The organism is Paenibacillus sp. P46E (assembly GCF_001909095.1).
Classification (GTDB): Bacteria; Bacillota; Bacilli; order Paenibacillales; family Paenibacillaceae; genus Paenibacillus_AQ; species Paenibacillus_AQ helianthi.
Window position 1 is genome coordinate 46,514 of record NZ_LVYZ01000099.1, and the last position, 25,514, is coordinate 72,027.

Sequence of the window (25,514 nt, forward strand, 5' to 3'; positions counted from 1 at the left end):
CAAATCGTATCAATTGATTGACCGTTTCACAGTTTTATTTTTCGGCAATTTACGTTATTCTAGTTGAAAATATTCAAGGAGAATGAAATATGAATTTTAAAAACCCTGTTATCTCAGGTTTTTATCCTGATCCTAGTATTTGCAGAGTAGGAGCGGACTATTATCTGGTGAATAGCTCCTTTCATTATTTTCCAGGGGTTCCTATTTTCCATAGCCGGGATTTGGTGAACTGGCAACAGATTGGACATTGCCTAACGCGTCCTCAGCAGCTATCCATTCCAAAGGTAGGGAGCTCCATGGGTATCTTTGCCCCGACCATCCGATACTATAAAGAATATTTTTATATGATTACAACCGTTATTACAGGCAGGACGGATGCTGAAATCAGAAATTTTTATGTTCGTGCAAGCGATCCGGCAGGACCCTGGTCTGATCCTGTGTATCTGGATTGGCCGGGCATCGACCCATCCCTGTTCTTTGATGAAGATGGCTCTGTGTACATAACGGGAACCAATGCGTTATCCAGCCAGGAAGCAGGCATTTATCAGGCGGAATTGGATATAGAGACAGGGAAGCTGCTATCGCAACGTCAATTGATCTGGACTGGGACAGGAGGGAAAGCTCCGGAAGGCCCGCATTTGTACCGGATTAACGGAAATTATTATCTGTTGATTGCTGAAGGTGGTACGGAGTACGGACATATGGTTACCATTGCGCGGAGCAGTTCTCCTTATGGCCCTTTTGAAAGTGCACCTAACAATCCGATCTTAAGCCAACGCAGTACAGGTCATCCCATTCAGGCTACAGGGCATGCCGATTTCGTCCAGGCACATGATGGAAGCTGGTGGGCAGTCATGTTGGGAATTCGTCCATTTTCCAGAAGACATCATTTGGGCAGGGAGACTTACTTGTCCAAGGTTGAATGGTCGGAAGATGGCTGGCCGATGATGGGTGACCATGGACACATACACCCTGAAATGGAAGGGCCGTCATTTTATACAGGAACATTACCGAATGTGGATGAACTAGATCATTTTAATTCAACCGAATTTAATGATGTTTGGAATTTTGCGCGTAATCCGCAATCTGAGGATTGGTCGCTTCAGACCCGTTCAGGTTGGCTAACTTTAAATGGTTCAGCAGTTACCTTAGATGATGTTGATTCCCCTGCATTTGTAGCCCGCCGTCAGCAGCATTTTAATTGTAGTGCTTCTACATGGCTGGAATTCGAGCCTGGTCATAATGATGAAGCAGGACTCACTGTGTATATGGATGAATTGCACCATTATGAAATAGCCCTAATCAATGTGGATGGACAGCGTTCGGTTATTTTACGTAAAAGAGTAGGCTCTGTCTGGATGATCGCAGAACGGCATCCCTACGATGAGAACCACATTATTCTAGAAATCATTGCCAATGCTAAGGAATACGCATTTTATTACCGCAACCCTGAGCATGCTGACTTTATCCTGCTTGGGCACGCAGAGTGCAGCTTGTTAGCTACAGAAGTGGCTGGAGGATTTACAGGTGTGTACGTTGGCCTTTATGCTACAGGCAACGGGAATAAAGCTAGCAGGCCTGCCTACTTTGATTGGTTTCATTATCAGACGCCTGCGTTTCAATGAGGTTAACTAACTAATCTGGCTCTCTTATTAATGCTTTTACAAATGGACCTCATTCCTGTCTGGCGCAGGTTTAGTGGTCCATTTATTTAACGTTGAAGAAGGCCAACGGAAAAGCCTACCGATTAAAGTTATCTCTGCAAGAACTCTGGAAACAGCCACATATTCTGGCCGATGTCTGGAATGGATAGGATGGGCTAGACGCTCCCAACTGAAGCCGATGATGGAATTGTCCAAAACAGCTCTTTCACAAGTGAAACGGTGTCTGGAAGAGAGGTTGAGATAGTAGTGTCTTTTTTTCGGACGAAGTTCTACAATTGTGTTGGATCTAGATCGATAAGTCCATGTATAGTAAGGGAAGTCGAAGGTTTTCATTTTGATTACTTGGAGGAGAACGATGTTTCTTCGTAGATTACGTTTATTTCTCGCAGCCTATTTGCAGCTTCAAAGAATTCGTAACCGCGTCCTTCTGGCGTTGATCCTGATTTCGATTCCTCCATTGTTTATCTTAGGTTTTTTCTCATTTAATACAGCGAAGGAAGCGATTGTGAAGACGAATACCCAGACCAATCTGGACAACCTGACGACCTCCAGTGAGATTACTGATTTGATTTTCCGGAATATTGTAAATCTGAATCAGGCTATGGTTATGGATGAAGGCATTCGGAATGATCTGAGCTTAAGCCACGAAACTGCGTACAGAAATGAGCTGGAGCGCAGCAGAGGGCTGCAAAGCCGGATGCAGAAGATCATGTACAGTAACTTTATTGATTCCAGGTATGTCGACTCAGTCTGCTTGTACAATATGAACTTTGATTCCTATTGTCTTGGGCGCTCGGACGATGCAGGTAAGTATGAGGGTACGGATAAGGCGGGCGTGATTCCCCGGGAAAAGTGGTTTCGAACAGCGGAAGCGGCAAAGGGGCGGGTCGTCTTTATGGCACATAATGTCATCGAGGATTCGGACAGCTCTTTTTCTACAGTGAAATTATTCAGGGATTCGAGCAGTATTGAAGGCAAACCGATAGGCATCCTGGTCATCAATATATCCCGTTCCATATTTGACCGGGTGTTTGTAGGAGCCAGATCATTTGGGGGGATATATATTGTTCTTGATTCATCTGCAGCTCCGGTAAATATTATATATCCTCCAACGCCGGGTGTTGAGCGTGAATTGAAGCCCGGGAATGTGGAAGAAACCATTTCTCAGCTGCAAGCACAAGGGTATCTGGTAAGCTCTTATACGAATTACACCACGGATTGGACATTTCTGCATGCAATACAGAGCAGTATGCTCCTGCAGGAATCCCGCCAGATCGGTAAGGTAACGACTATAATTGGCATCCTTATTGCGGTAAGCGCAATCATTTTGGCAATCATAATCTCTGAAGGGATTACCCGCCCGTTGCTGAAGCTGAAAAAAATGATGGTGGATTGGACAAAAGGGTCACGTGTCATAGATCAAACCTTTGGGACGGACGAGGTTGGCGTAATCGGTAACACCTTTAAGCGGCTTGCTGTAGAAAATGAAGAGCTTAATCACCGCTTGATCACTACTACGCTGAAGGAGCGTGAAGCGGAATTACGGGCACTTCAGGCCCAGATCAATCCGCATTTTCTCTATAACACACTGGATTCGATTTACTGGATGGCTAAAATACAGAATCACGAAAATATCGCCAAGATGGCACTCGCACTGTCCTACAGCTTTAAATTAAGCCTGAATAAAGGCAAGGAGCGAATTCTGGTCAGTAAAGAGCTTCAGCATGTTGAGCATTATCTGACCATCCAGAATATCCGGTATAACCACCGGTTCATGTTTCACTCGAATATTGAAGAATCCATTATGAATATCGAAATCCAAAAGTTAATGCTGCAGCCCCTTATCGAGAATGCGATTACACATGGCTTGGAGCCGAAAGTCGGTCCGGGAACCCTTAGTTTGACAGGAAAATGGGATGGTGATTTCATTGTGTTTACCGTAAAGGATGACGGGATAGGTATAGAGGATATGAGCCGGACAGAGCAAGGCTATGGACTGCGGAATGTGCATGAACGACTTAAGCTTTATTATGGACTGTCCAGCGGGTTCAATATTTCGAGTACGAAGGATGAGGGGACAGCTGTTGAGCTGAGATTTAATCCATTCGTGAAGGAGAGGAATCAGGATGCTTAGAGCTTTGTTATTTGATGATGAATATATTGTGCTTGAAGGACTGGGCGCGGTTATTAATTGGAGTCAGTATGGGATTGAAATTGCCGGTACAGCACAGGACGGTACTACAGCTCTGCAGCTGATTAACTCGGAGAAGCCGGACATTATCCTAACTGATATACGTATGCCGGGGATGGACGGGCTGCAGCTCATTCAAGCTGTAATGGACAGAACACCTGAGGTGTATTGCATTGTTTTTAGCGGTTACAACGAATACGAGTATGTAAAACGGGCAATCCAAATGGGTGTATCTGATTATCTGGAAAAACCGCTGGAAGTGGAGAAGATTGAGGAGGCTCTTCAAAAAGCAATTACCCGGATTAATCAGCGTACAGAGACTAAAGCGATTAGACGTGATCACGAACAAAGTAAGCACGTATTACTGGAAAAGATGACGATTGAGCTGCTTACAGGCAAAATGCACAATCTTCCCAAATGGTTAGAGTACCTTGGAGCTCAAACGGACCTTTGGGCAGGCACAACGGTACTTGCTTGTTCTCAGCAGCTAAGATTAACCAGCCGGCCTGATTGTTACCCGCTTATGGTCCGTGACGGTGAGCAATGTCTGCTCATACTTCTTCACCGTACACCTCCGGTGCATGATCTTTGGGAAGAAATAGAGAATGAAGCAGAAAGTCAGGATATTACGGTTGGCTGCAGCTGTACCAAGGAGGATTGGGCCCAAATGACCGACGGGTATGAGGAAGCACTTAGGGCGCTGCGGTGTGCCAGGTTTTTAGGACAATCCGGAGTGGTCAGATATTTGGATTTGGGGGAGTTAATCACCGATCTAGAGCCTCTGGCCGAAAAGGAAGAGGCCATTATACTGAGTCTGCGTACAGGGAATTATGCCGGGGTTATGGAGCATCTGCATCCATTTATGGAGTGGATTCGTTCAGAGCTCATTGCCCCGGAAATCGTTGAACGTGAAATGCTGAAGCTGCTGTACTTAGCGCTGGAAACAGCAAAAGAGAGCCATTTTTTAAATACAGAGGATCAGTATATGCCTCATCTTGCTATAAGAAAAATACATGGAAGGAAACATATGCTAGTCTGGTTCCGCGAACAATTCGAACAGATTGTAGAGTCAGCCTTACAGGTGCGTGAGGATACCAAACTGATGACAATAGGAAAGGCAAAGCTCTATATTGAAGCCCATATATCCCAGAACATTTCCCTGCAGGAGGTGGCCGGATATGTGGGAATGAATCCTTCCTATCTGAGTGTTTTGTTTAAAGAGGTAACAGGTGTGACCTATATCCGTTACGTAACACGCTTCCGTATGGAGCTGGCCAAGAAATGGCTGGCAAGCGGGCTGAAGGTAAATGAGGTCAGTGAGAAGGTGGGATATCATACGTACAGGCATTTTTCGGAAGTGTTTAAGAAATATACTGGAATCTCTCCTGGACAATTCAAGGAAAAATGCGATTGCTCATCGCACAAACCTAAAAAAAACGGACATGAACCTATGAAAAGTGAGGATTATTATTAAAACCTGCTGCCCTTATACTTTGATTAGGAACAGCAATGCAGTTCCATATCCTATGCAAGGGGGACAAAGAAGATGAAAATGAAGCGAAAGACTTTTATCACGAGTAGCGTGCTTATTATCAGCGGATTATTGTCTGCGTGCGGAAGTAACAACTCAGCGTCTGACACCGGCAATTCTGCAAGCGCTTCCGCAGACAAGGAACAGGCAAATGTCAAAATTACAGCTATGGTAGGCAGTGATACAGATAACCAAAATACAGCAAAGGCATTGATTGCGGCATTCGAGCAGAAATTTCCGCACATCACAGTTGAAATTGAAATTAGTCCCGGTGGAACCGAAGGCGATAACCTGACTAAAACAAAGCTGGCTACAGGTGATATGACCGATGTGTTTTTTTATAACTCCGGATCACTTTTGCAAGCGCTTAATCCTGAACAGAATTTATTGGATCTGACAAATGAACCCTTCCAGGCCAATGTAGAGGACTCCTTCAAAAGTTCAGTTTCTTTTAACGGAAAGGTCTATGGAGCGCCTTATCAAGCATCCGGGGCAGGGGGATGGTTCTACAATAAACAGGTTTATGCAGATTTAGGCTTGACCGTTCCCAAAACATGGGATGAGCTGATGAAGAATGTGAGAACCATTGAGGAAAAAGGAAATGGTATCGCTCCGATCATCGGCACCTTCAAGGATACCTGGACTTCACAGCTCATTTTCCTGTCGGATTATTACAATGTGCAGGCGGAAGCACCGGAATTCGCTGCTGATTACACTGTCAATAAAGCCAAGTATGAGACAACACCTTCTGCATTAAGAAGCTTTGAAAAGCTTCAGGATATTGTCGGGTATATGAATAAGGATTATCTGGCAACCAATCTGGATTCCGGTCTCAAAATGCTGGTTGAGGGTAAGGGGGCGCATTATCCAATGCTGAGTCTCATTATTCCGACGATTCTGCAGAACACCCCGGACAAGATCAATGACATCGGATTTTTTGCCCAGCCTGGAGATCGTGCAGATGCCAACGGTTTGACCGTATGGATGCCGAATTCGGTCTATATTTACAAAAATTCAAAGCACCTTGAAGAAGCCAAGCAATTCGTAAACTTTATAGCATCTGTGGAGGGGATGGAGGCTGTTGCTGGCGCTTCTAAACCCCAGGGACCCTATGTGATTAAAGGTGCCAAAATGCCAGAAGATACACCACAGGCAGTAAAGGATATGCTTCCTTACTTCGAGGAAGGGAAGACATCGCCAGCCCTTGAATTTTTATCCCCTGTAAAAGGTCCAAATCTCGAGAGCTTTACGATTCAGGTTGCTTCCGGACAAATTAGCGCACTTGATGCTGCAGCAGCCTACGATAAAGATGTTGAAAAGCAGGCTCAGCAGCTTGGGCTTACAGGCTGGTAAAGCCTCGACTATTACATCTGGGAGACCGTCACGGTAATCGATACCGGGGCGGCTCCTATATCAGGGGGAATATTCATGAATAAAGTATTTAAACGCACGTATTCTTATGCCTTCCTTTTACCTGCTGCCCTCATTTATCTCATTATTTTTATCGCTCCAACGATTATGTCCTTTTTCTTCAGCTTAACAAGGTGGACTCTCTTTGACTGGAAGTTTATCGGCCTCGATAACTTCATCAACTTTCTTAGTGAGCCAGCACTTAGAATCGGTTTTAAAAATACCTTTATTTACGCAGTCATAACCTGTTTATTAAAAGTGGTTTTAGGGCTGCTCCTGGGTGTATTTCTGACTTCGAAAATAAGATTCAAAGGATATTTGCGGTCTGTAGTGTTTTTCCCCACGTTGGTGAGTACGATTGCTGTCGGTATAGCTTTTAGCATGATGATGCATCCAACCTTAGGAATGTTAAACAAAGGACTGGAGTTAATCGGCTTGCAAGGGATTGATTGGCTCGGAAATCCGAGTATAGCACTGCTTTCAGTTGCTTTAACAGATGTCTGGAAGGGTGTAGGCTTTGCTACAGTAATATATATTGCAGGCATTCTATCGATTCCTGAACAATATTATGAAGCTTTGCAGATTGATGGAGGAAATGCGTACCACAAATTCAAGAATATTATTCTCCCTCTAAGCCGTTCGGCTACCAATACCGTGATCATATTTGCTTTTATCGGGGGCTTAAGATCCTTTGATTTAATTTGGGCGATGACCAAAGGCGGACCTGGCTTTGCTACGGATGTGATTGCATCCATTATTTATAAGCAATACCAGGCAGGGTTTTATGGGCTTGCCACAGCAGGTAATGTTATATTATTTTTCTTCGTAACGCTGTTAGCGTTCCCGCTCAATTATTTGTTAACGAAACGTGAGGTGGAACTATGAGCTTAAAACCGAAAAGTTGGCTTATTGAAATACTTGCTGTACTGCTGTCCGCCATTATTTTTTGGATTCCGTTTTATTTTGTCATTGTGAACGCACTGAAAAATCCGGAAAGTGCCTCTGAGCTAAGCATCGCGTTTCCTTCAACGATTCATTTCTGGGAAAACCTTAAAGCAGTAATAACCAAAAATGACTTTATGATTGTCAGAGCTTTTTACAACAGTGCCGTTCTGACCGTTCTGTCGATCATTCTTATGGTTATGATTTGTGCAATGGCCGGTTTTATTATGCATCGAAGAAGAGATGCTTTGACTCCCTGGATCAATTTCCTGGTCCTCGCCGGACTGATTATTCCGCCTGCAATTGTTCCGACCATCTGGGTGCTCAATGGCATGGGGCTATTCAAAACTATGCTTGGCATTGTTCTGGTAGAGGTTGCTTTGGGTTTTCCGTTCGGAGTGATCTTATACCGGAATTTCATGGGCGGCATTCCAAGAGAGATTGATGAAGCTGCCATCATTGACGGTTGCGGAGGCTTTGGACTCTTCTTTAGAATTATTTTACCCTTATTAAAACCGGTCACGGCGACAACAATCATTACCTCTTCGGTCACGATATTTAATGATTTTGTAAATCCGCTCTACTTCTTTCCAGGATCTAAAAACGTCACCGTTCAATTAACCTTGTACAATTTCATGAGTCAATACACAACACAATATAATCTGCTCTTCATGAATATATTAGTGATTACGATTCCACTCCTGATTCTTTTTGTTTTCTTCAATCAGAAGATTGTATCAGGAATGACTGCTGGTTCGGTCAAAGGATAATGTTCATTATTCCTTTCTAAATTGCCGACGGTAATCTCTCGGAGTTGATTCGTATAAATCATGGAATTTTCTATAAAAGTAAGTTAGATTTCTGTATCCGATCTCTTCTGAGATACTCTCGACAGTCTGATCAGTCGTCCGGAGTAGCCTGGCTGCATGTTTGAATTTTTGCTCATGAATGAGCGCAGAAAAGGTTTTCCCGGTTACCTTTTTGATGATCCGTCCTAAATGCTCCGGAGAATAGTTGAACTGATTAGCGGTATCCTCCAATGTCATATTCAGATAGTTAGCATCAATATAAGCAAGCAGGTTTACTATCGATATGTTTGGAGACTTCACAACTTTTCTAAGATACATTTCATAGTTTTCAGTTTCTAAAAGTCTGCTGAAGAGGATAGTCAAATAAGCTTTAATAATTTCGGAATTGGACCGTCTTCGATTATCGATTGCTTCGCATAGAATATTCTGAATGGTCTGCCTGATCTGCCAATGCTCTGCCGTGCGAAACAGTAAAAATTTATTATCTCTTGTCTCGTTGGTAAGAATGGAGGCAATCGTTTTGCCCATGACATTGTCACCGAGGATTTTATAAATAAATGCGCTGTCAAAAAATTCATTTTTAGCTAAAAAATTTATTAGTATGTCCTCTTTACCCACCTGGTCGATCGAATGCTCCACATTCTTATTGAGAATAATGAGATCTCCTGCTGTTAATTTAAATCGCTGTCCTTGAATTTCCTGGTAGAAGGTCCCGCTATAAACATAGTTCATCTCAAACAGGTTGTGGGTGTGGTTAATCATTCTAACAAACCTGGTGTGTCTGGATATAACAAAGGCCTCACCCACAACATTCAATTTCAAAATACCATTCTCTAAAGTATAGTTATATGCTGGCGGGTTGGTCAGTATGGATAACTGGTTGTCAGCGCTTACAGGAGTGCTGTGTCCAGTGTATAAGCTCTCGGCTTTTTCAGAAGTGAGGATTTGTTCCAGAATCATCTCATCGGTGAGCTCAGCATACTGCAGAGATTTCTCAAGCTCCGTCAATTCGTATAAAAAGGTATCAAGTTGATTGTAGTCCATACTTATCCTCCCGATCTAATTGATGATTAACATATCATAATTGGTTAGTATATACAACAGTTACGGACATTGGTGAAAGTGCTTTCATCGATTAATATAGCGATAAGGGTACCCAAGCATCAATCTTTATTCCATTAATTGTTTATATGCGGAGGGAAACAAATGGGCAAAAGTTATGAGCAGTACTATGAAAATACTTCTAAGATTCCATTTAGAAGAAAAGAACTGGCCGGATATCTGTTTGCAGGCATCGGTGATTCAGCATTGTCGGGCATTGTAAATACATTTTTTATGATTTTTGCAACCGCTGTCTTGAAAATTTCACCAATCACCATCGGAACTATCCTCCTTATTACCAAGTTTATCGATGCGTTCTGTGATCCAGTTGTTGGATATCTCATAGATAATACACGTACTAGATATGGTAAGCTCCGGCCTTATATCTTGTTCGGCGGACTTTTTTGGGCGGCCTTGACCTTCCTGTTGTTTATAAATCCGGGATTCACGTCTGAGGCAATGAAGATCGCTTTTGTTGCAACCGTCTACACCCTTTGGGGTATCGGCTTTTCGTTGCTGGATGTTCCCTATTGGAGTATGTCAGCTACAATGACGACAGATCCACAGAAACGGAATTCCTTAGTCAGTTTAACGAAATCCGCAACGACAATGGGGACTATTATTGTTTCTCTAGTCGGCGGAGTCCTAGTATCCTATTTTGCCCCAATGCCGTTTAGCGGCGGGGGATACTCCTACCTGGGCTTGTTAATCTCATTGATCGCGGCAATCAGCTTTATCGTGTTGTTCATTGTATCGAAAGAGCGGGTCAAGCCTACTTCCTCCAAAACAAGCCTTAAGAGTATGATCCATATTCTGAAAATAAATAAACCGCTGCAATCCTATATCATCAGTCAATTTTTCCAAGTGCTGACGATGGTCATTACCATGATTACCAGTTATTATGCCATCTACAATCTGGGCAGTATTGCATTGCTTTCGTTTATTATGATTCCGACGATGATGGGGTTTTTGTTAACACCTGTAGTCATTCCGAAGCTGCTTAAGAGAATCGAAACGCCAAGATTATTCCTGTACAACGGGATCGCTTCACTGATTGTAGGGGCTGTGTATTTCACTGTAGGATATGGCAGCCTGATACTCGTGTTTCTGATTTCTATTCTTTCCGGATTCTTTATGTCTATAAGCATGACACTGTCAACGATTTATGTAGTAGACTCCATTGACTATGCTGAATGGAAGACAGGATACCGCGCAGAGGGAATTATGTTCGCTGTTCAGTCTTTGACAGCCAAAATAATGTCGGCATTTGGTTCCTTTATAACCGGTCTCTTGCTGGCTTATATCGGACTGGATACAGAGGCGACAACCCAGTCCTCATCGACACTGCAGGGGCTGTTCTTTATATATGCCTTCGGTGTAGGCATCAGCTCGGTTCTTGGCTCCATTCCGCTCTTGATGAACAAATATAAAGGACAGGAGCGAAAACGGATACAGTCGGAGCTAGAGGCGAGCAGAGCAGCAAGTCAATGATAAGTTTCCATAATTAATATCAACTCGTTAAAAAAGGAGAATTAGTTATGAAAGTAACCGATTTGAAGATTAACGGAATCCATAATCCGGTTGGGTATTCATTCGAAAGCCTGAAGTGCTCCTGGAAAGTCAGGGATTCATATGCTGGCAGCTCAAAGAGAATCAAGATAGAGGTAAGCACCAGCCCGAGCCTGAGCCCTGTTCTGTATGTTAAAGAAGGGGAAGCTTTAGATTCAACAGGAGAAACCTTGGACCTACAGTGTCAGCCAATGACCAAGTATTACTACAGAGTAGAGGTTGAAACCGATAGGGATGAGCTGGCAATCAGTGAAACAGGTTTTTTTGAAACCGGGAAATTGGGCGATGACTGGACAGCTGACTGGATCGGTACACAAGAAGAAGACAGGTTCCATCCGCTTTTTCGGAAAGGGTTTGGTCTGGCAGCCGAATCGCCGGTAACAAGGGCACGACTGTATATAACAGGGCTTGGATTGTATGAAGCTTATATTAACGGTCGAAAGGTAGGAAACGAGCTTCTGGCCCCGCTGTATAGTGATTACAACACGGAAATTCAGGTTCAAACCTATGATGTAACGGATTACTTCTCGGAGAATAACACTCTTGAGATTATGCTTGGCAACGGATGGTACAAAGGCCGCTTTGGTTTAGGGAATCTGAAGGAGAACTTTGGAAGTGAGTTTGCTTGTATAGCTGAGCTGCATATCACGCACCACAGTGGTGAAGCACAAATAATTAAAACAGATGAAAGCTGGCGTTACGTTGGCTCCGATATACAATTAAGCGATATTTACGATGGCGAAATCTTAAACCGTATGCTCTGGTCCGAAGAGGATAATCCCGAAAAACCGGTACGTATCCTTGGCCTTGACAAAAAAAAGCTGGTGAGCCGTTATAGTATACCGGTCATAGTAAAAGAGGAGCGGTATCCGCAAAGCATAATCCAAACACCGGCCGGAGAAACAGTGCTGGACATGGGTCAGAACTTTTCAGGCCTCATTTCATTCCATAATAAATTCCCTAAAGGAACAAAACTGATTTTTGATTTTGGTGAAATTTTACAGAATGGCAGCTTTTACAACGATAACTACCGCAGTGCCAAATCACAGTATGTTTATATCTCTGACGGTACTTCTGAATATGTGAGTCCCCGGTTCACTTTTTTTGGATTCCGCTACGTAAGGGTAACCGGTTGGATCGGAGAATTGGCGATAACCGATATTTCAGGTAAAGTCGTATATTCTGATCTCGAGCAGAGCGGATTTATCCAAACATCAAATGAGAATATTAACCGCCTCTTTGAAAATGCGCTGTGGGGACAGAAATCAAACTTTATTGACTTTCCGACAGACTGCCCGCAGCGAGATGAGAGACTGGCTTGGACCGGTGATGCGCAGGTCTTTGCCAGAACAGCATCCTATAATATGGACACACGGGCTTTCTATCATAAATTTATGCATGATTTAAGAACGGAGCAGCAAAAACACAACGGTATTATCTCGATATATATTCCAGTACTGGGAGAGCCGTTGGGCTGCAGTGTGTGGGGGGATATCGGAACATTTTTACCGATGGTGCTATACAAGCAATACGGGGATAAAGAGATGCTGGCGGAATACTTTCCAATGATGAAAGATTGGGTGGATTATATTACCCGCGAAGACTTAAAACGAGGACGGCAGTATCTGTACAATTTCGGGTCGCAAATAACCGACTGGCTGGCCCAGGACGGCAGATCTCCGCAGAGCTTTAAGGGTGGCACAGATGATTATTTTATCAGCTCCTGTTACTACTATGAATCGACCCATCTGGTGGCCGAGGCTGCAGTGTTGTTAGGAAAAGAGCAGCTTGCTGAAGAGTATAACGAAATGGCGGACAAGATCAGGGCAGCCATTCTAGCGGAATATTTTACTTCATCAGGTCGTTTAAGCATTGATACTCAGACCGGCTATCTGGTCGCCTTGAATTTCGGGATTTATCTTGATAAAACGAAGCTTATGGAAGGGCTGCGGGAAAGATTCTACAAAGATTGCCATAAACTTACGGGTGGATTTGTCGGTGCGCCGATCATGTGCAGAGTACTGGCTGAGAACGGAATGGAGGAAGAAGCACTTGATTTTCTGCTCCAGGAAGAATATCCGAGCTGGCTGTATTGTGTGAATTTGGGGGCAACTACCATTTGGGAGCGTTGGAATTCGGTATTACCTGACGGGACAATTAGCGGGACGATGATGAATTCGCTTAATCATTACGCATATGGTTCGGTGATTGAGTATTTATACCGGAATCTGGGCGGGATCGAGCCGCTGGAGCCCGGATTTAAAAAGGTCCGCTTTGCACCTCAAATCAACCGGAAATTCAAATCGTTTCATGCCATTTATGATTCGGTCAGCGGAACGTATGCATCCGAATGGAAGATTAATGATAACGGGACCGTGCAGATCCGCCTTGAGGTTCCGTTCGCGTGTACGGCAGAAGTAGTATTGCCACAGTATGATGGAGAAATATTTACTTTGGCGCCGGGAATTCATGAATTAACCTATCGTCCTTTAACGGATTACCGGAAGCTATTCTCTATGAACAGCCGTTTGGAAGAAATGGTTAAGAATGATAAAGCGCTAGAAGTGTTACAGCGCCAACTACCGGGAATATTCCATTTCCTCTCGCTTGATGATATCGACGGAAAGACGCATTCTTTAAGTACGCTTGGAAAGATGGATTTCTTCGGGATCACACAGGAGGATATTCAATTGGCTGCCGCGGAAATACTGGAAATCCAGGACTAGGAGAAATGGACGATGAAATACTATACGTCAGAGCAAATATCGCCGCGCGTGAGAAGGATAACGAGTCTGTCGCAAGAATTCATGTATCTTATTGAGGGGGAGCATGAAGCCGTGCTCGTAGATACCTGTCTTGGTGTGGGCAATCTGAGGGCATATGTTGAGAGTCTAACGGGCAAGCCGATTACGGTTATCCTGACACACGGGCATGTTGATCATGCTATGGGAGCTCCGGAATTCAACAAGGTCTATATGAGCTCATTAGATAACGTTATTTATACTGAACACCAGGAATTGAAGGTAAGGCAGGAATATATGGAAATGACCCTGGGGCCGGCGATGCCTGACCTGGAGGAGCTTGAATTTGTTCCTCCTCAGCCACCTGACTTTCTTGAACTGAAGGAAGGGGATCGGTTTGACCTTGGGGGCATTCATCTTGGAATCTATTCAGCTGCGGGTCATACCCCGGGGACAATGGCAATTCTAATTGAAGAAGAGCGAACATTAATACTAGGTGACGCCTGCAACCATTCTACTTTTCTGTTTGATGAGCAATCATATACTGTAGAAAAGTACAAGAAATCACTGGAGAAGCTTGCCCGGAATGTTCAAGGTAAATTTGACCGGGTGTATTTATGTCATCTTGCAAGTGAAGCTTCCAGCGAAATGCTGGGGGGGGTTATCAAGCTGTGCGGTGATATCATGAACAGGCAAACGGACGATGTACCGTTTACATTCATGGATTATACATGCTGTATTGCTAAGACAGTAGACCAGCGATTTATGAGAGTTGACGGTGGTATTGGCAATATTATTTATAGTGTTAACAAAATATTTGAGCACCAGATCGGACGCTGAAGCAGTCGGTGTTAGTAACACAAGAAACCCGGGGGAGCTCCTCCCGGGTTTCTTGTGCGCTTGCAGCGCATCGTGCTATCGGGTGAAAGTCCCGAGTACACCGTGAGATGGCGAAGTATATAGCTGACTCATAGTGCTCTGTCCGTGAGGAAGGGTGCTGAGGATGAGAAGGCGAAACCCGGAACAGACGGCAAAACCAAGTCGGCCGGCAGAGCGGGACAACCTTGCAAGAGAAAGGGACGTCTAATACCATCCCTAGCTCTGCAAGTTGAGAGGACTGGACTTATTATAGTCCGTTTATATTCCACAGGGCCCCGCCTTTTCTGTACAGTCGAGAATACCCATGGCTGTAGCGGTGTTGATGTCATAAAAGGATATGCAAAGCCACCGTTCCTCCACTGGAAGAAGCTTTGTGAGCGGGATGGGAATCGTGCTGACGACAGAAGGGGTCTCCATATCCTGTGAGGGCATGGTGAACATAGTAGTAGATTTGATAAATGAGCAATATTCAAAGGAAATCATTTCTAGTCATAGTATTCACAGCAACTCAAATGTAATATAATACTAGCCTACATAGAGTGAACTTAAGAATCTAACTTGCTGGAATGGAGAAATCCTTGGTCCTCAAGGGTTACTCCATTCAGCCGTCTATCATACTTAAGTTCAGTTTATATAGCTCATAGTTTTTTGTGTGCTCAGGGAGGTTTAATGTCGTACATAACCAAATAGCTATCTCCAATAAAAATTTGCTCTCTTTGGAACGGCCGCCCAGCAGGGGCTAACCTTCTGCAATCCGTTGTTTGCGATTGAACGGGAGCTGAAGGAAGGGACGCCGGAAGAACGAGAGGCTGTCCGAATAGAGCGTAGCCGCCCTTCTGTCGGGTTTATAGATCCTACCTCATCCTAATTGCCGCCCTCATCTTGATGTCAAGGTGTGGGCGCCAGCGGGAGGTTTTTTTCTATGGTTGAGCCTCCCGGACCATATTAATACCAAGGATTTAATTCCACTAGCTCTTCAAAGGGGAGTCGCTTATGTCCCTGGGCATTCATTCTATTCAGACAAATCAAGACATAACAATATACGGCTAAATTACTCCGGTGCTGCTGAGCCTGATTTGGTGCATGGAATACAAATATTAGGATCTTTATTCAGTGAGGTTTGCAGTTAATGGTATCTAAATGAGGTAATGAAAGGGAGGCGGCATAGTGAATGCGTTTATATTAGTCATCCCGCTCTTTCTCATAAGGTTTGGTCTATTGGGAAGGATGAACAGGTCCGCTTTAAGTCGTGCTGCTTTATTTGCTCCAACAGAAGGAGGCGAAAGAGTTGCCAGCTTGTTGTACCAGATAATGAATATTTTCATTATTTTGTATCCGCTTTTTTTGAAGGTACAAACAAAGCCGCCAAAGTTTTCGATGGGCTTGTTTATCTACATCTTAGGCATTATTGTTCTTATATTTTCTACGATTGCCTTTGCAAAGCCTAACCGGAGCGGGTTAAATGCAAACGGCATATATAAGGTTTCTCGTAACCCAATGTATATAGGGTATTTCTTATATTTTTTGGGCTGTGCCGTCTTAATGAATTCAATTCTGCTATTTATCACTCTACTTATTTTTCAAATTTCAGCACACTGGATTATACTTTCGGAAGAAAAATGGTGTATCAAAAATTTCGGGAGCGAATATGTAAGCTACATGAATAGAGTAAGACGCTATTTTTAATTCGGCTTCTCTATATAATTTAAAACCACCGCGCGGTGGTAACGAGAGAAAAAGACCGATGCGTAGATGGTCCATTAAGGGTGTTGTTTAACTTTTTGCAACTTCCTTTTTCAACTTTGGTGAGCCAACATATTGAATATATGTGGTTTTTCATTAGGTTGAGAAAATAAGTTGCATTCGTTTTTTTTTTGAATAAACATAGGACTCAATACAATAAATAAGTCAGTGATATTGTTTAATCTAGTAAAAAGTAGGTTATGCAATTTCATTATAGCGAAGAAACAATAAATATTTTAACGAAAAGCTGTTATGGGATTTTACAAACGGACTTCTTATTATTCGGCCGAACCTATCATGAAATTATGAAGCGTAACCGGAAAATGATTATAATTAGTCGGGTTATTACTCGGAAAGTGAAGGATAAAAAACATCAAAGAAAGCGTTGACATCTTGAATAGAGTATTCATATAATAGATTTGAAATCGATTTCATTTGTAGCCTTATTCGCTTCAGCTGGTTTATAAGGTTTTGAGAGTGGAAGGAATGAACAGGGGGGAATCTGTTTTTTTATATCAAAATGAAATCGATTTCAAGAAAATGGAGTCGAATGGAGTCATGCTACATTGGATGACTTAGGTACTCAAACTTTTTATACGGTTGAGAGAGGGAGGAATGAAAAATAATTCTGTTTTCTTTTATCTAAATGAAATCGATTTCAAATAAAGAGAGTCGAAAGGAGTATGTATGCAGTCCATAAGCAAATCGGTTAAGCGCAAGCGGGGGCATAACAAATATTTCGCGGCGGTCATGGCACTGGTCTTGCTGTTCCCGGTAGTATTCGGGGGAATAGCACGAGATACCGCTTACGCGCAGGAGACACCCCCGCAGACACCGCCACAGACGCAGACAGACAGCAAGTGGTATCAGAACTTTGAGCAGGCCGGGGAGGGGAAGACCTATGGGATTTCTGCCGTCGGTACCTCATCAACGGCGTCGGTTACAGACCGGACACCGGGAGGCGGAAGCCGGGGAAGTGTGCGCCTGACCCAGACGAACGACAATAATCCCAGCGGCGGAGCCTGGAACACTGATATTTACGGATTCACGGTAACGCCACAGAAGGAGACAGTTACAGAAGGCACCTATTATGATGCTTCTGACTATAGCTATCTAAATTTTTACGTTCTGGACACCGATGTTCATAACCCGAATGTTGTCATCCGGGATGCAGACGGGAAAGAATGGAATGCCAATACAGACCAAACCCTGTCGGTGAAGGATCAGTGGACTAGGCTTTCGATTCCGCTGGATAAGACAAAACTCGATTTTTCGCGGATTGTCTCCATTTCGCTAGGCGAGTATTGGGGCTGGGGCAACATCTATTATTTTGACGAGATGTACTTTTCTAAATCTGCTGCCGCTCTGCCGCCGACTTATCCGGATGATGGCAATGAGCCGGTTGCACCTGTCATGTACCAGAGCTTCGAGCAATCCGGCAGCGATGGCAGCTATGGTTTGGCAGGTCAGGGAACCGCGACGGTCGCCCAGCGTGTCACTACGGATGCTGCTTATTCCTCAAGCTCCGGCAGTCTTAAAATGGTGCAGAATACCTATACGGACGGGGAAGGGAAGGAGCGGAACGAAGCCTGGAACACCGGCGTTTATGGAGCCGGAATTAAACCGGAAAGCTCGACTGTATCCGGTGCAACTTATATAGATGCTTCCCCTTTCAGTTATCTGTTGTTCTACGTTAAGGATACGACAGCCGCCGCCGGATCCAGTATACATGTTGTATTCAAGGATACTGATGGCGGGATCTGGGACACGGAAACAAGCGCAGCAGTCAAGACGCAGTCGAAGCAATGGGTAAAAGTGACTGTGAAGTTGGACAAATCAAAAATTAATTTGTCCAGACTACAGCAAATTGAGCTTGGGACGTACTGGGGTTACGGTAATGTGTACTACTACGATGATCTTTATCTGGCCCAGAACGAAACAGATGCTTCGCCTGCTGTTAAGCCAGAGCGCACGGCCTTGTTCAATGATTTCGAGAGCCAAACCGGCTACTCTGCAGGCAGCGCTGCTACCGCCGAGACTTCAGCAGATATAGCCAACGCAGCGGGCATGGCCGGTGTCAAGGTCACGACTGTCAAAAATGACTGGCCTTATGCGGCGGGGAGTTACTTGAGCGTACAGCCCAAAGCAGGCGGGACGTTCGATGCGTCAGCTTATTCATATCTTGCTTTCTATCTGAAGGACACCCAGGGCAGCAATGGTGTGGAATTCCGTATCAAGGATGCCAACGGGGGCGTCTGGGACACGTGGGGAACCGCCAAATCTACCAAGAATAAATATGTCAATATGCAGCTTTCGCTGAAAGAAGCCTCGAAGATTGACATGACAAAAATCGTATCCGTCGATATCGGCTTTTACAATGCCGGAGTGTATTATCTCGATGATATGTATTTTGCCATGGCCGAAGACGATGTACTGGCCGGCTTCATCAGCGGAAACCAGAATATCGGAGCGGTCTGGTATCATAATTTCGAGACGAAAGGGCAGGACGGACAATACGGGATTACGGCAGGTACAGGGGTGAGTACCACACTCAGTATGGATAAGTCAGCCAATCCATACAACTCTGCGAGCATTCGGGCAGTGCTGTCCCAGGATTCGACCAACCCTGCCACGAATGGCATAAACGTCAAGCCGCAGGCGCTCGAAGAGTCTCCGGACAAGAACCAGCCTTACGACTATAAGGCGGAGTTCGACGCCACAAATTTCAGCCATCTGGTCTTTTATGTATGGGATGAGCAGGGCGGTCAGACGCTGTCCGTACAGTTGAAGGATGCTGGCGGTAAAACGGTAGACTGGCAGACCGGAAAGACGACAGCAGCCGGCTGGAACCGGATCGCTATGCCTTTGGACAAGAGTCTGAACTTCCAATTTGCACGCCTAAGCACGGTGACGGTGACGCCTGCAAAAGCGGGGACCTATTATCTGGATGAGTTTTATTTCGCTAAAAAAGAAAGTGCAGGCTTCCCGAATGCCGGCTTTACGCAATTGGTGCTGAAGGATGTGGACGGCGAAGCGATGCCTTATTCAGGCAGTCTACCGTTGGGTTCTTTCGAGAAGCAGAAGGACAGAACGTACCTTTCCTTAAACGGAGACTGGAAAAAAGAAAGAACCACACTGGATTCCAATCTGTCAGCAGCACCACGGGACAGTGCCAGAACTGCTGGCCTTGAAGATGAGGCGGGCGGCAGACAGGAGACTGGCTACAACGATTCCGGCTGGGCCGGTAAGACACTCCCTCTCCCGGAGGATGAGAGCACAGCTTACGAATCGCTGACCGGACCGGAGAACAAGAGTGACAAGTCGGGTTATCAGGGCGGGGTATGGTACCGCAAGCATTTTGAGGTGAATAGCTCTCTTGCGGGGCAGCCTGCACAGCTTACTTTCCTCGGCGTCAACTATTTCGCGGATGTATGGATCAATGGCAAATATGCGGGCGGGCATCAGGGCGGCTACACGCCGTTCGCACTGGACGCATCCAATCTACTCAATTATGGCGGCGACAATGTGATCGCTGTGCGTGTTGACAATCCGAAATGGGATAAGTTCAATAACGGGGAAATCGTGCCGTACGCGACGTCCGACTGGTTCAACTACACAGGAATCCTGCGGGACGCCTACGTTGAATTTATGCCGGACACCTATGTGGTGCGCAGTGATGTGCGTACGCTGGGTACGGATGGAGATCTGTCAGTCCGAACCTTTCTGAATCATACGGGTAAAACAGCTGAACAGGTTCAGCTGTCCTATACCATCTATGAAGCGAAGATCGGAGAGAATAACCAGCTCAGCGAATATGCGCAGGATCTGACGGGTACGGAAGCGGCAGCGGCCCAAGGAAGCGCATTAACGGTTCCAGCCAGCGGGCAGGCGGTACAAACACTCAAGGTAAAAGTACCTAAACCGAAGCTGTGGAGTCCGTCTGAACCGAATCTGTATATTTTAAAGGTAGAGCAGAAGACCGGCGGAGCAGTAACCGACACCTTCTATACCCAGTTCGGTATCCGTACACTGGAAGCGGATGGTGTACAGCTTAAGCTGAACGGAGAGTTGGCCCCGTTCCTCACCGGGGTAGGTTATACGGAGGACAGCAGCGACAAAGGACCTTCACTGAATGATGCAACCCGGTACAGCGACCTGCTGAAGATCAAGGAGGAGCTGAAGGCTAATTTCGTCCGGACCGGGCATTTTCCGCACAGCCTGCCGACCTATCAATTTGCCGACCGGATCGGTCTGGCCATCTGGCAGGAAATTCCGGCTTATTGGTTTAGCGGAGAAGCCTTCGACCTGCAGCGTCAGCGGGGTCAGGCCAAGCAAATGATGGAGGAAATGATTTTCAGTAATTACAACCGAGCTTCCGTCTGGTTTGACGGGGTCAGCAATGAGTCAGGCGGGCAGCTGGAGCGTGTCAACTTTATCCAGGAGCTGCGGGATGCTGCACATGCCATCGATGGAACAAGACTGGTCGGCCAGTCCGCCGTGGCGAATCCGTACAAAGGGGTGAGCGACCATTCGCATTCCCCGGCCGATATCATCGGAATGACCATGTATTTCGGCGCTTTTTACGGTGCGAATCCTGACTTGGAGACACAGGAGGAAATTGAAGCCATCCATGCACTGCATCCGGGTAAGCCGATTATTGCTACAGAGTACGGCTACTGGTCAGGGGATGAAACCGCCTCGGACACAAGGCAGACAACGCTGTTCACAGGTACGTTCAATGCATTTGCACGGACAGCTACACGGGCGGAGGATGGAACGCCGAACCCGGGTGGACTGTTGAGCGGTGCAGCCTGGTGGACTGCATACAACTGGTATACCAATATTACAGGCCTGCAAACGATGGGCTTGTATCATATGGACCGGACAACGCCGAAGCAAGTGAAGGATATTCTGGCCGAGCGGTATAACCGGTATAACCGGATTTCAGCCGGAACACAGCCGAACCCGACCGGTATCTCGGCTTGGTTCCAGAGCTTTGAGTCAGGCCGGGGGTATTTATCCTCCTCCCCTCAGCTGCAGCTGGAATCAGCAGCAGACAGTGCGGCCGGCAACGGTACGAAGAGCCTCAAGATCACAGCAGGCGCCGGCGCCGACGGGACTTATGCCGCATTTGTTCCGCAGGGCGGCGCGATCAACAGTGATCTGACAGGTTACAATTACCTGAACTTCTACGCTAAGGACAGCGTGGGGGACAGACCTCTTTCCGTTACGCTCGTGGATGCCGAAGGGCATTCCTGGACAACGGAGACGGATGGGAAGACGGTGAAAAACGCATGGACACGGCTGAGTGTTCCGCTTCTGAAGTCGCAGGGCGTTCCACTGTCCAGCCGTCAGCTGAATACGCTGGCGATTACCCAGATCAGGATCGGTATGAACGCTTCTGAGCAGCTATGGGTCGACAACTTCTTCGCGGCAACCTACAAGACCGGTGTGGAACCCGCTTCGTATCCTGTCGGTTCCAGCGGCTGGTTCCAATCCTTTGAGGAGCCAGATGTGCAGGTCGGCCAGGGTGTGAATGCCATCGCGACGGTGGACCGGACATTCGGGGTCAATCCTGGAGGAACAGGAAGTGTGAAGCTGGAAGTCACTGGAGACGCCGGCTCACCGGGTGCGGATAAGCAATCTGTCATCATTAAGCCACAGGGCGGCGCAGCTTCCATAGATGCTTCCGGCTTCAATTATCTGGCCTTCTATGTAAAGGATATGCAGGGATCGAACACCGTCCACGTTACCTTTGTGGATACGGACGGCACGGTCTCCGTGAACAACTGGACCGATGTCAGTTCCGTCAAGGGGCAGTGGACAAAAGTGTATCTTCCGCTGATGAAGACCTCTGCGGATATCAGCGCTCTGAAGGAAATCCGATTGTCGGAGTGGAATCCCGGCACCTATTATTTTGACGATCTGTACTTCGCTGAGTATCCGTCGGATGAAATTCCCGCCACATATACGGAAAAGATTCCAGAGAAGAACCGTCCGGAAGGTCAAATCAAGGTAGCAACGGTCGGAGATAGTATCACAGCGGGAGCCGGGCTGAAATATGCCGGGGTAACGAGTTATCCGGCGCAGCTCCAGTCGCTGCTCGGCAGCAACTTTGCCGTCAAGAACTTCGGCGTCAGCGGCCGCACGCTACAAAAGGACGGCGACGATCCGTACTGGAATGAAGCCGCATTTGCGGCCAGCAAGACCTATGCTCCTGACGTCGTGGTTATCCAGCTGGGTACCAATGATACGAAAGCCTGGAACTGGAAAGAGGGACAGAACCACTTCCTGAGTGATTATACAGAGCTGATACAATTGTATCAGGCGCTGCCAAGTCATCCGAAGGTCTTTGTCAATCTGCCGCCGGCAATATTCAACGACGATCCGAACCAGGCTTATGGCATTGTCAACTCTGTCCTGCAAAACGGGGTCATTCCTCTGATCCGGAAGGCGGCCGAAGCGACAGGCGCAACCCTGATCGACGTGAATGCGGCCACAACCGGAAGCAGCAGCGACTTCCCGGATAAGATTCATCCGAATCCGAAAGGCGCCTGGACTTTAGCTGATACAGTGGCCAAAGCGATCCGGGGCACACTTTTCAACATCGGGGATACGGAGGTCACCACTTGGAAAGACGGCAAGGCCGGTGCGTATTCGATTATGTATGATGATGGTATCTACGAATCTGATTTACGGTTTGCCGGATTGCATGAAAAATACAAGCTGAAAGGAACGCTCGCGCTGATCAGCGGCTGGATCGACAATGCCTATAATGACACTGGCGCTTCCACGGGCACATGGGAGCAGTGGAAAGCGCTTTTGGATAAAGGGATTTTCGATGTAGCCAGCCATACGGTTACTCACCGCAATCTGACCACGCTCAGCGCGTCAGAGATGTCCTCCGAGTTAAAGGATTCTGTCGCCCGGATCAAGGAGAAGACTGGTTATAAGCCGGAATCGCTGGCGCTCCCGTACAATACGGGAAATGCAGCGGTTGCGGCAGAAGCAGCCAAGTATTTCGTTGCTGCACGCCAGGGAGGTAACAATGCCGGCAACGCCAGCAGCACAGAGCAATATTACAATCTGAGCAGTACAATGGTTGAAAGTACGACAACAGCTGTCCAACTGGATGATTGGACCGACTTTGGTATCGCCAAGGGCAACTGGCTGATTCTGACCGGCCATGGCAATGATGGTGAAGGCTGGTCCTCACCACCGCTCAGCCTGTATGACAACCATTACGGATATGTAGCCCAGCGGAAAGATGCTCTTTGGAACGGTACCTTTGCCGAGGTGGGCAAATATTTGCGTGAAAGACAGAACGCTACAGCAAAGGTTACGAAAGCCGCTTCCGGTGCAATCGAGGTTAAGCTGGAGGGTACACTGGACCCGGCAGTTTACAATGAGCCGCTAACCCTGAGAACGAAGGTTCCGGCAGAGTGGAACGAGGTTACTCTCACACGGGGAGCCACTTCTTATAACCTGAAGCCGGTCCGGGAAGGTGAAGGTACATTCGTCTATTACGAAGCCGTACCTGGAACGCAAATGCTGGTTATCAGTAAGAAGGGAACGGACACTCCTACTCCGACTCCGACTCCGGCTCCCACTCCTGATGCCGGAACACCAACAGCGACCCCTTCCGTTACCGTAGGCGCAACAGACAGTACGAAGTCTGTTCTTGCTCCCGGCACAGCGGAGCTTACGAAGGCGCTCGCCGCCGCTCAGGCAGATGCCAATGGAGTGCGGACGCTTACGTTTAAGGCTGGATCAGCTGCGGGTAAAACAACATTCGAATTGCAGCTGCCTGCCTCATATCTGGCTTCGATGAAGCAGGTGCGGATCCAATACATTACTCCTGCAGGAAGTCTGCTACTTCCGGGCGATATGTTTGCGGGCATGGCTAAAGATGCGAAGCAGATCGCTGTGTCTGTTAAGCTCGCGGATCTGTCCGGTGCGGATGGAAACGTCAAGCAGGCTGCGGGCAGCCGTCCGGTTGTCGAGCTGGGCGCAGCTGTAGACGGCAACCCTGTCAGTTGGCAGAACAATCTAGCGACGGTTACGTTCCGTACGCCTTACCAGCTTTCCTCCTCCGAAGCGCTCAACCCGTCTCAGCTGACGTTCTGGCAGATCGGGGCAAACGGCAAGGGACAGCCGGTAGTCAGCGGACGATATGACAGCACAGGCAGTGAGATGCAATTCACCACACATCACTTCAGCCGCTATGCCGTTGTCTCTGTAGCCAAGAGTTTCGGCGATCTGGGCCGCTACGGCTGGGCGCAGGCAGCGGTGGAAGCTCTTGCCTCTAAGGGAGCTATCCAGGGAGTTTCAGAGCAATCGTATTCGCCTGCTCAAACGATTACCCGCGCAGATGCGGTGGTCATGATTATGCGGCTGTTTGATCTGCAGGCGCAAGCCTCCCATTCCTTTACGGATATAGCGCAGGCTGATTATTACTATGAAGATGTGAATGCTGCCCGGACATTAGGCATCGTTCGCGGTACGGGCAGTGATGAGTTCCGGCCGAAGCAGCCGGTAACCCGTCAGGAAATGATGATGATGCTGGACAACGCCATGCTTGCGGCAGGCAAGGAGCACTCCGTGGGCAGCGGGGAGGCATTGCCGGAATTCAGGGATGCTTCTAAAGTATCCGCTTATGCCAGGGAAAGTGTAGCCCGTGCGGTTTCGGCTGGTTTGTTCCAGGGCTATAACGGTTACTTGCAGCCCGTTTCGCCGATCACAAGGGCGGAAGCTGCTGTCACGCTTTACCGGTTGTATGGAATCATGTATTAGTTGAATTGGCGGACCGTTTCTGTGAATATTTTGCGGTGACAGGCCACCTTCAAGTTTAAAAGCATACAAGTTAATAAGAGCAGCGCTCCTCCAGTTATTGGGGGAGCGCTGCTCCATTTTTGGGTCCATGGCTTCTCGCTT

General features: G+C 46.6%; 12 protein-coding genes. 11 read left to right on the plus strand and 1 reads right to left on the minus strand.

Annotation, left to right across the window (positions count from 1 at the left end; all coding sequences use genetic code 11):
• The first annotated feature begins 89 nt into the window (after positions 1 to 89).
• From A3849_RS30295 to A3849_RS30320, 6 genes are all read left to right on the plus strand, one after another.
• Positions 90 to 1,625 carry a glycoside hydrolase family 43 protein gene (locus A3849_RS30295; RefSeq protein WP_074114779.1) on the plus strand — a complete coding sequence of 512 codons (1,536 nt, stop codon included), beginning with the start codon at positions 90 to 92 and terminating at the stop codon, positions 1,623 to 1,625.
• Positions 1,626 to 2,019: 394 nt separating this feature from the next.
• Entirely contained in the window at positions 2,020 to 3,798 is a 1,779-nt protein-coding gene (locus tag A3849_RS30300) for a sensor histidine kinase (RefSeq protein ID WP_074114780.1), read from the plus strand.
• Positions 3,791 to 5,329 (plus strand): response regulator, encoded by a 1,539-nt coding sequence (locus tag A3849_RS30305; RefSeq protein ID WP_074114781.1) that lies wholly within the window; start codon positions 3,791 to 3,793, stop codon positions 5,327 to 5,329. The genes A3849_RS30300 and A3849_RS30305 overlap by 8 nt, the downstream gene beginning before the upstream one ends.
• A gap of 72 nt (positions 5,330 to 5,401) precedes the next feature.
• Positions 5,402 to 6,739: an ABC transporter substrate-binding protein gene (locus A3849_RS30310; RefSeq protein ID WP_074114782.1), complete on the plus strand. Its 1,338-nt coding sequence runs from the start codon at positions 5,402 to 5,404 to the stop codon at positions 6,737 to 6,739.
• Positions 6,740 to 6,814: 75 nt separating this feature from the next.
• Positions 6,815 to 7,681, plus strand: coding sequence for a carbohydrate ABC transporter permease (locus A3849_RS30315; protein ID WP_074114783.1), 867 nt, complete (start codon positions 6,815 to 6,817; stop codon positions 7,679 to 7,681).
• Complete coding sequence (locus A3849_RS30320) at positions 7,678 to 8,508, plus strand: carbohydrate ABC transporter permease (RefSeq protein ID WP_074114784.1); 831 nt, start codon at positions 7,678 to 7,680, stop codon at positions 8,506 to 8,508. The genes A3849_RS30315 and A3849_RS30320 overlap by 4 nt, the downstream gene beginning before the upstream one ends.
• Before the next feature lie 6 nt (positions 8,509 to 8,514).
• Here the strand turns inward: A3849_RS30320 and A3849_RS30325 are convergent, their stop codons facing one another.
• Positions 8,515 to 9,591, minus strand: a complete 1,077-nt coding sequence (locus A3849_RS30325; protein WP_074114785.1) for an AraC family transcriptional regulator — start codon at positions 9,589 to 9,591, stop codon at positions 8,515 to 8,517.
• 162 nt (positions 9,592 to 9,753) lie between these two features.
• Between A3849_RS30325 and A3849_RS30330 the strand changes: the two genes are divergently transcribed.
• The 5 genes from A3849_RS30330 (at position 9,754) to A3849_RS30350 (ending at position 25,373) form a co-directional block, all read left to right on the plus strand.
• Positions 9,754 to 11,139 (plus strand): MFS transporter, encoded by a 1,386-nt coding sequence (locus tag A3849_RS30330; RefSeq protein ID WP_074114786.1) that lies wholly within the window; start codon positions 9,754 to 9,756, stop codon positions 11,137 to 11,139.
• Positions 11,140 to 11,186: 47 nt separating this feature from the next.
• Positions 11,187 to 13,943 carry an alpha-L-rhamnosidase gene (locus A3849_RS30335; protein WP_074114787.1) on the plus strand — a complete coding sequence of 919 codons (2,757 nt, stop codon included), beginning with the start codon at positions 11,187 to 11,189 and terminating at the stop codon, positions 13,941 to 13,943.
• 12 nt (positions 13,944 to 13,955) lie between these two features.
• Positions 13,956 to 14,798, plus strand: coding sequence for an MBL fold metallo-hydrolase (locus A3849_RS30340; RefSeq protein WP_074114788.1), 843 nt, complete (start codon positions 13,956 to 13,958; stop codon positions 14,796 to 14,798).
• Positions 14,799 to 16,004: 1,206 nt separating this feature from the next.
• Positions 16,005 to 16,523 (plus strand): methyltransferase family protein, encoded by a 519-nt coding sequence (locus A3849_RS30345; RefSeq protein ID WP_074114789.1) that lies wholly within the window; start codon positions 16,005 to 16,007, stop codon positions 16,521 to 16,523.
• Between the two features lie 744 nt (positions 16,524 to 17,267).
• Positions 17,268 to 25,373, plus strand: coding sequence for a glycoside hydrolase family 2 (locus A3849_RS30350; protein WP_074114790.1), 8,106 nt, complete (start codon positions 17,268 to 17,270; stop codon positions 25,371 to 25,373).
• Positions 25,374 to 25,514: the final 141 nt, after the last annotated feature.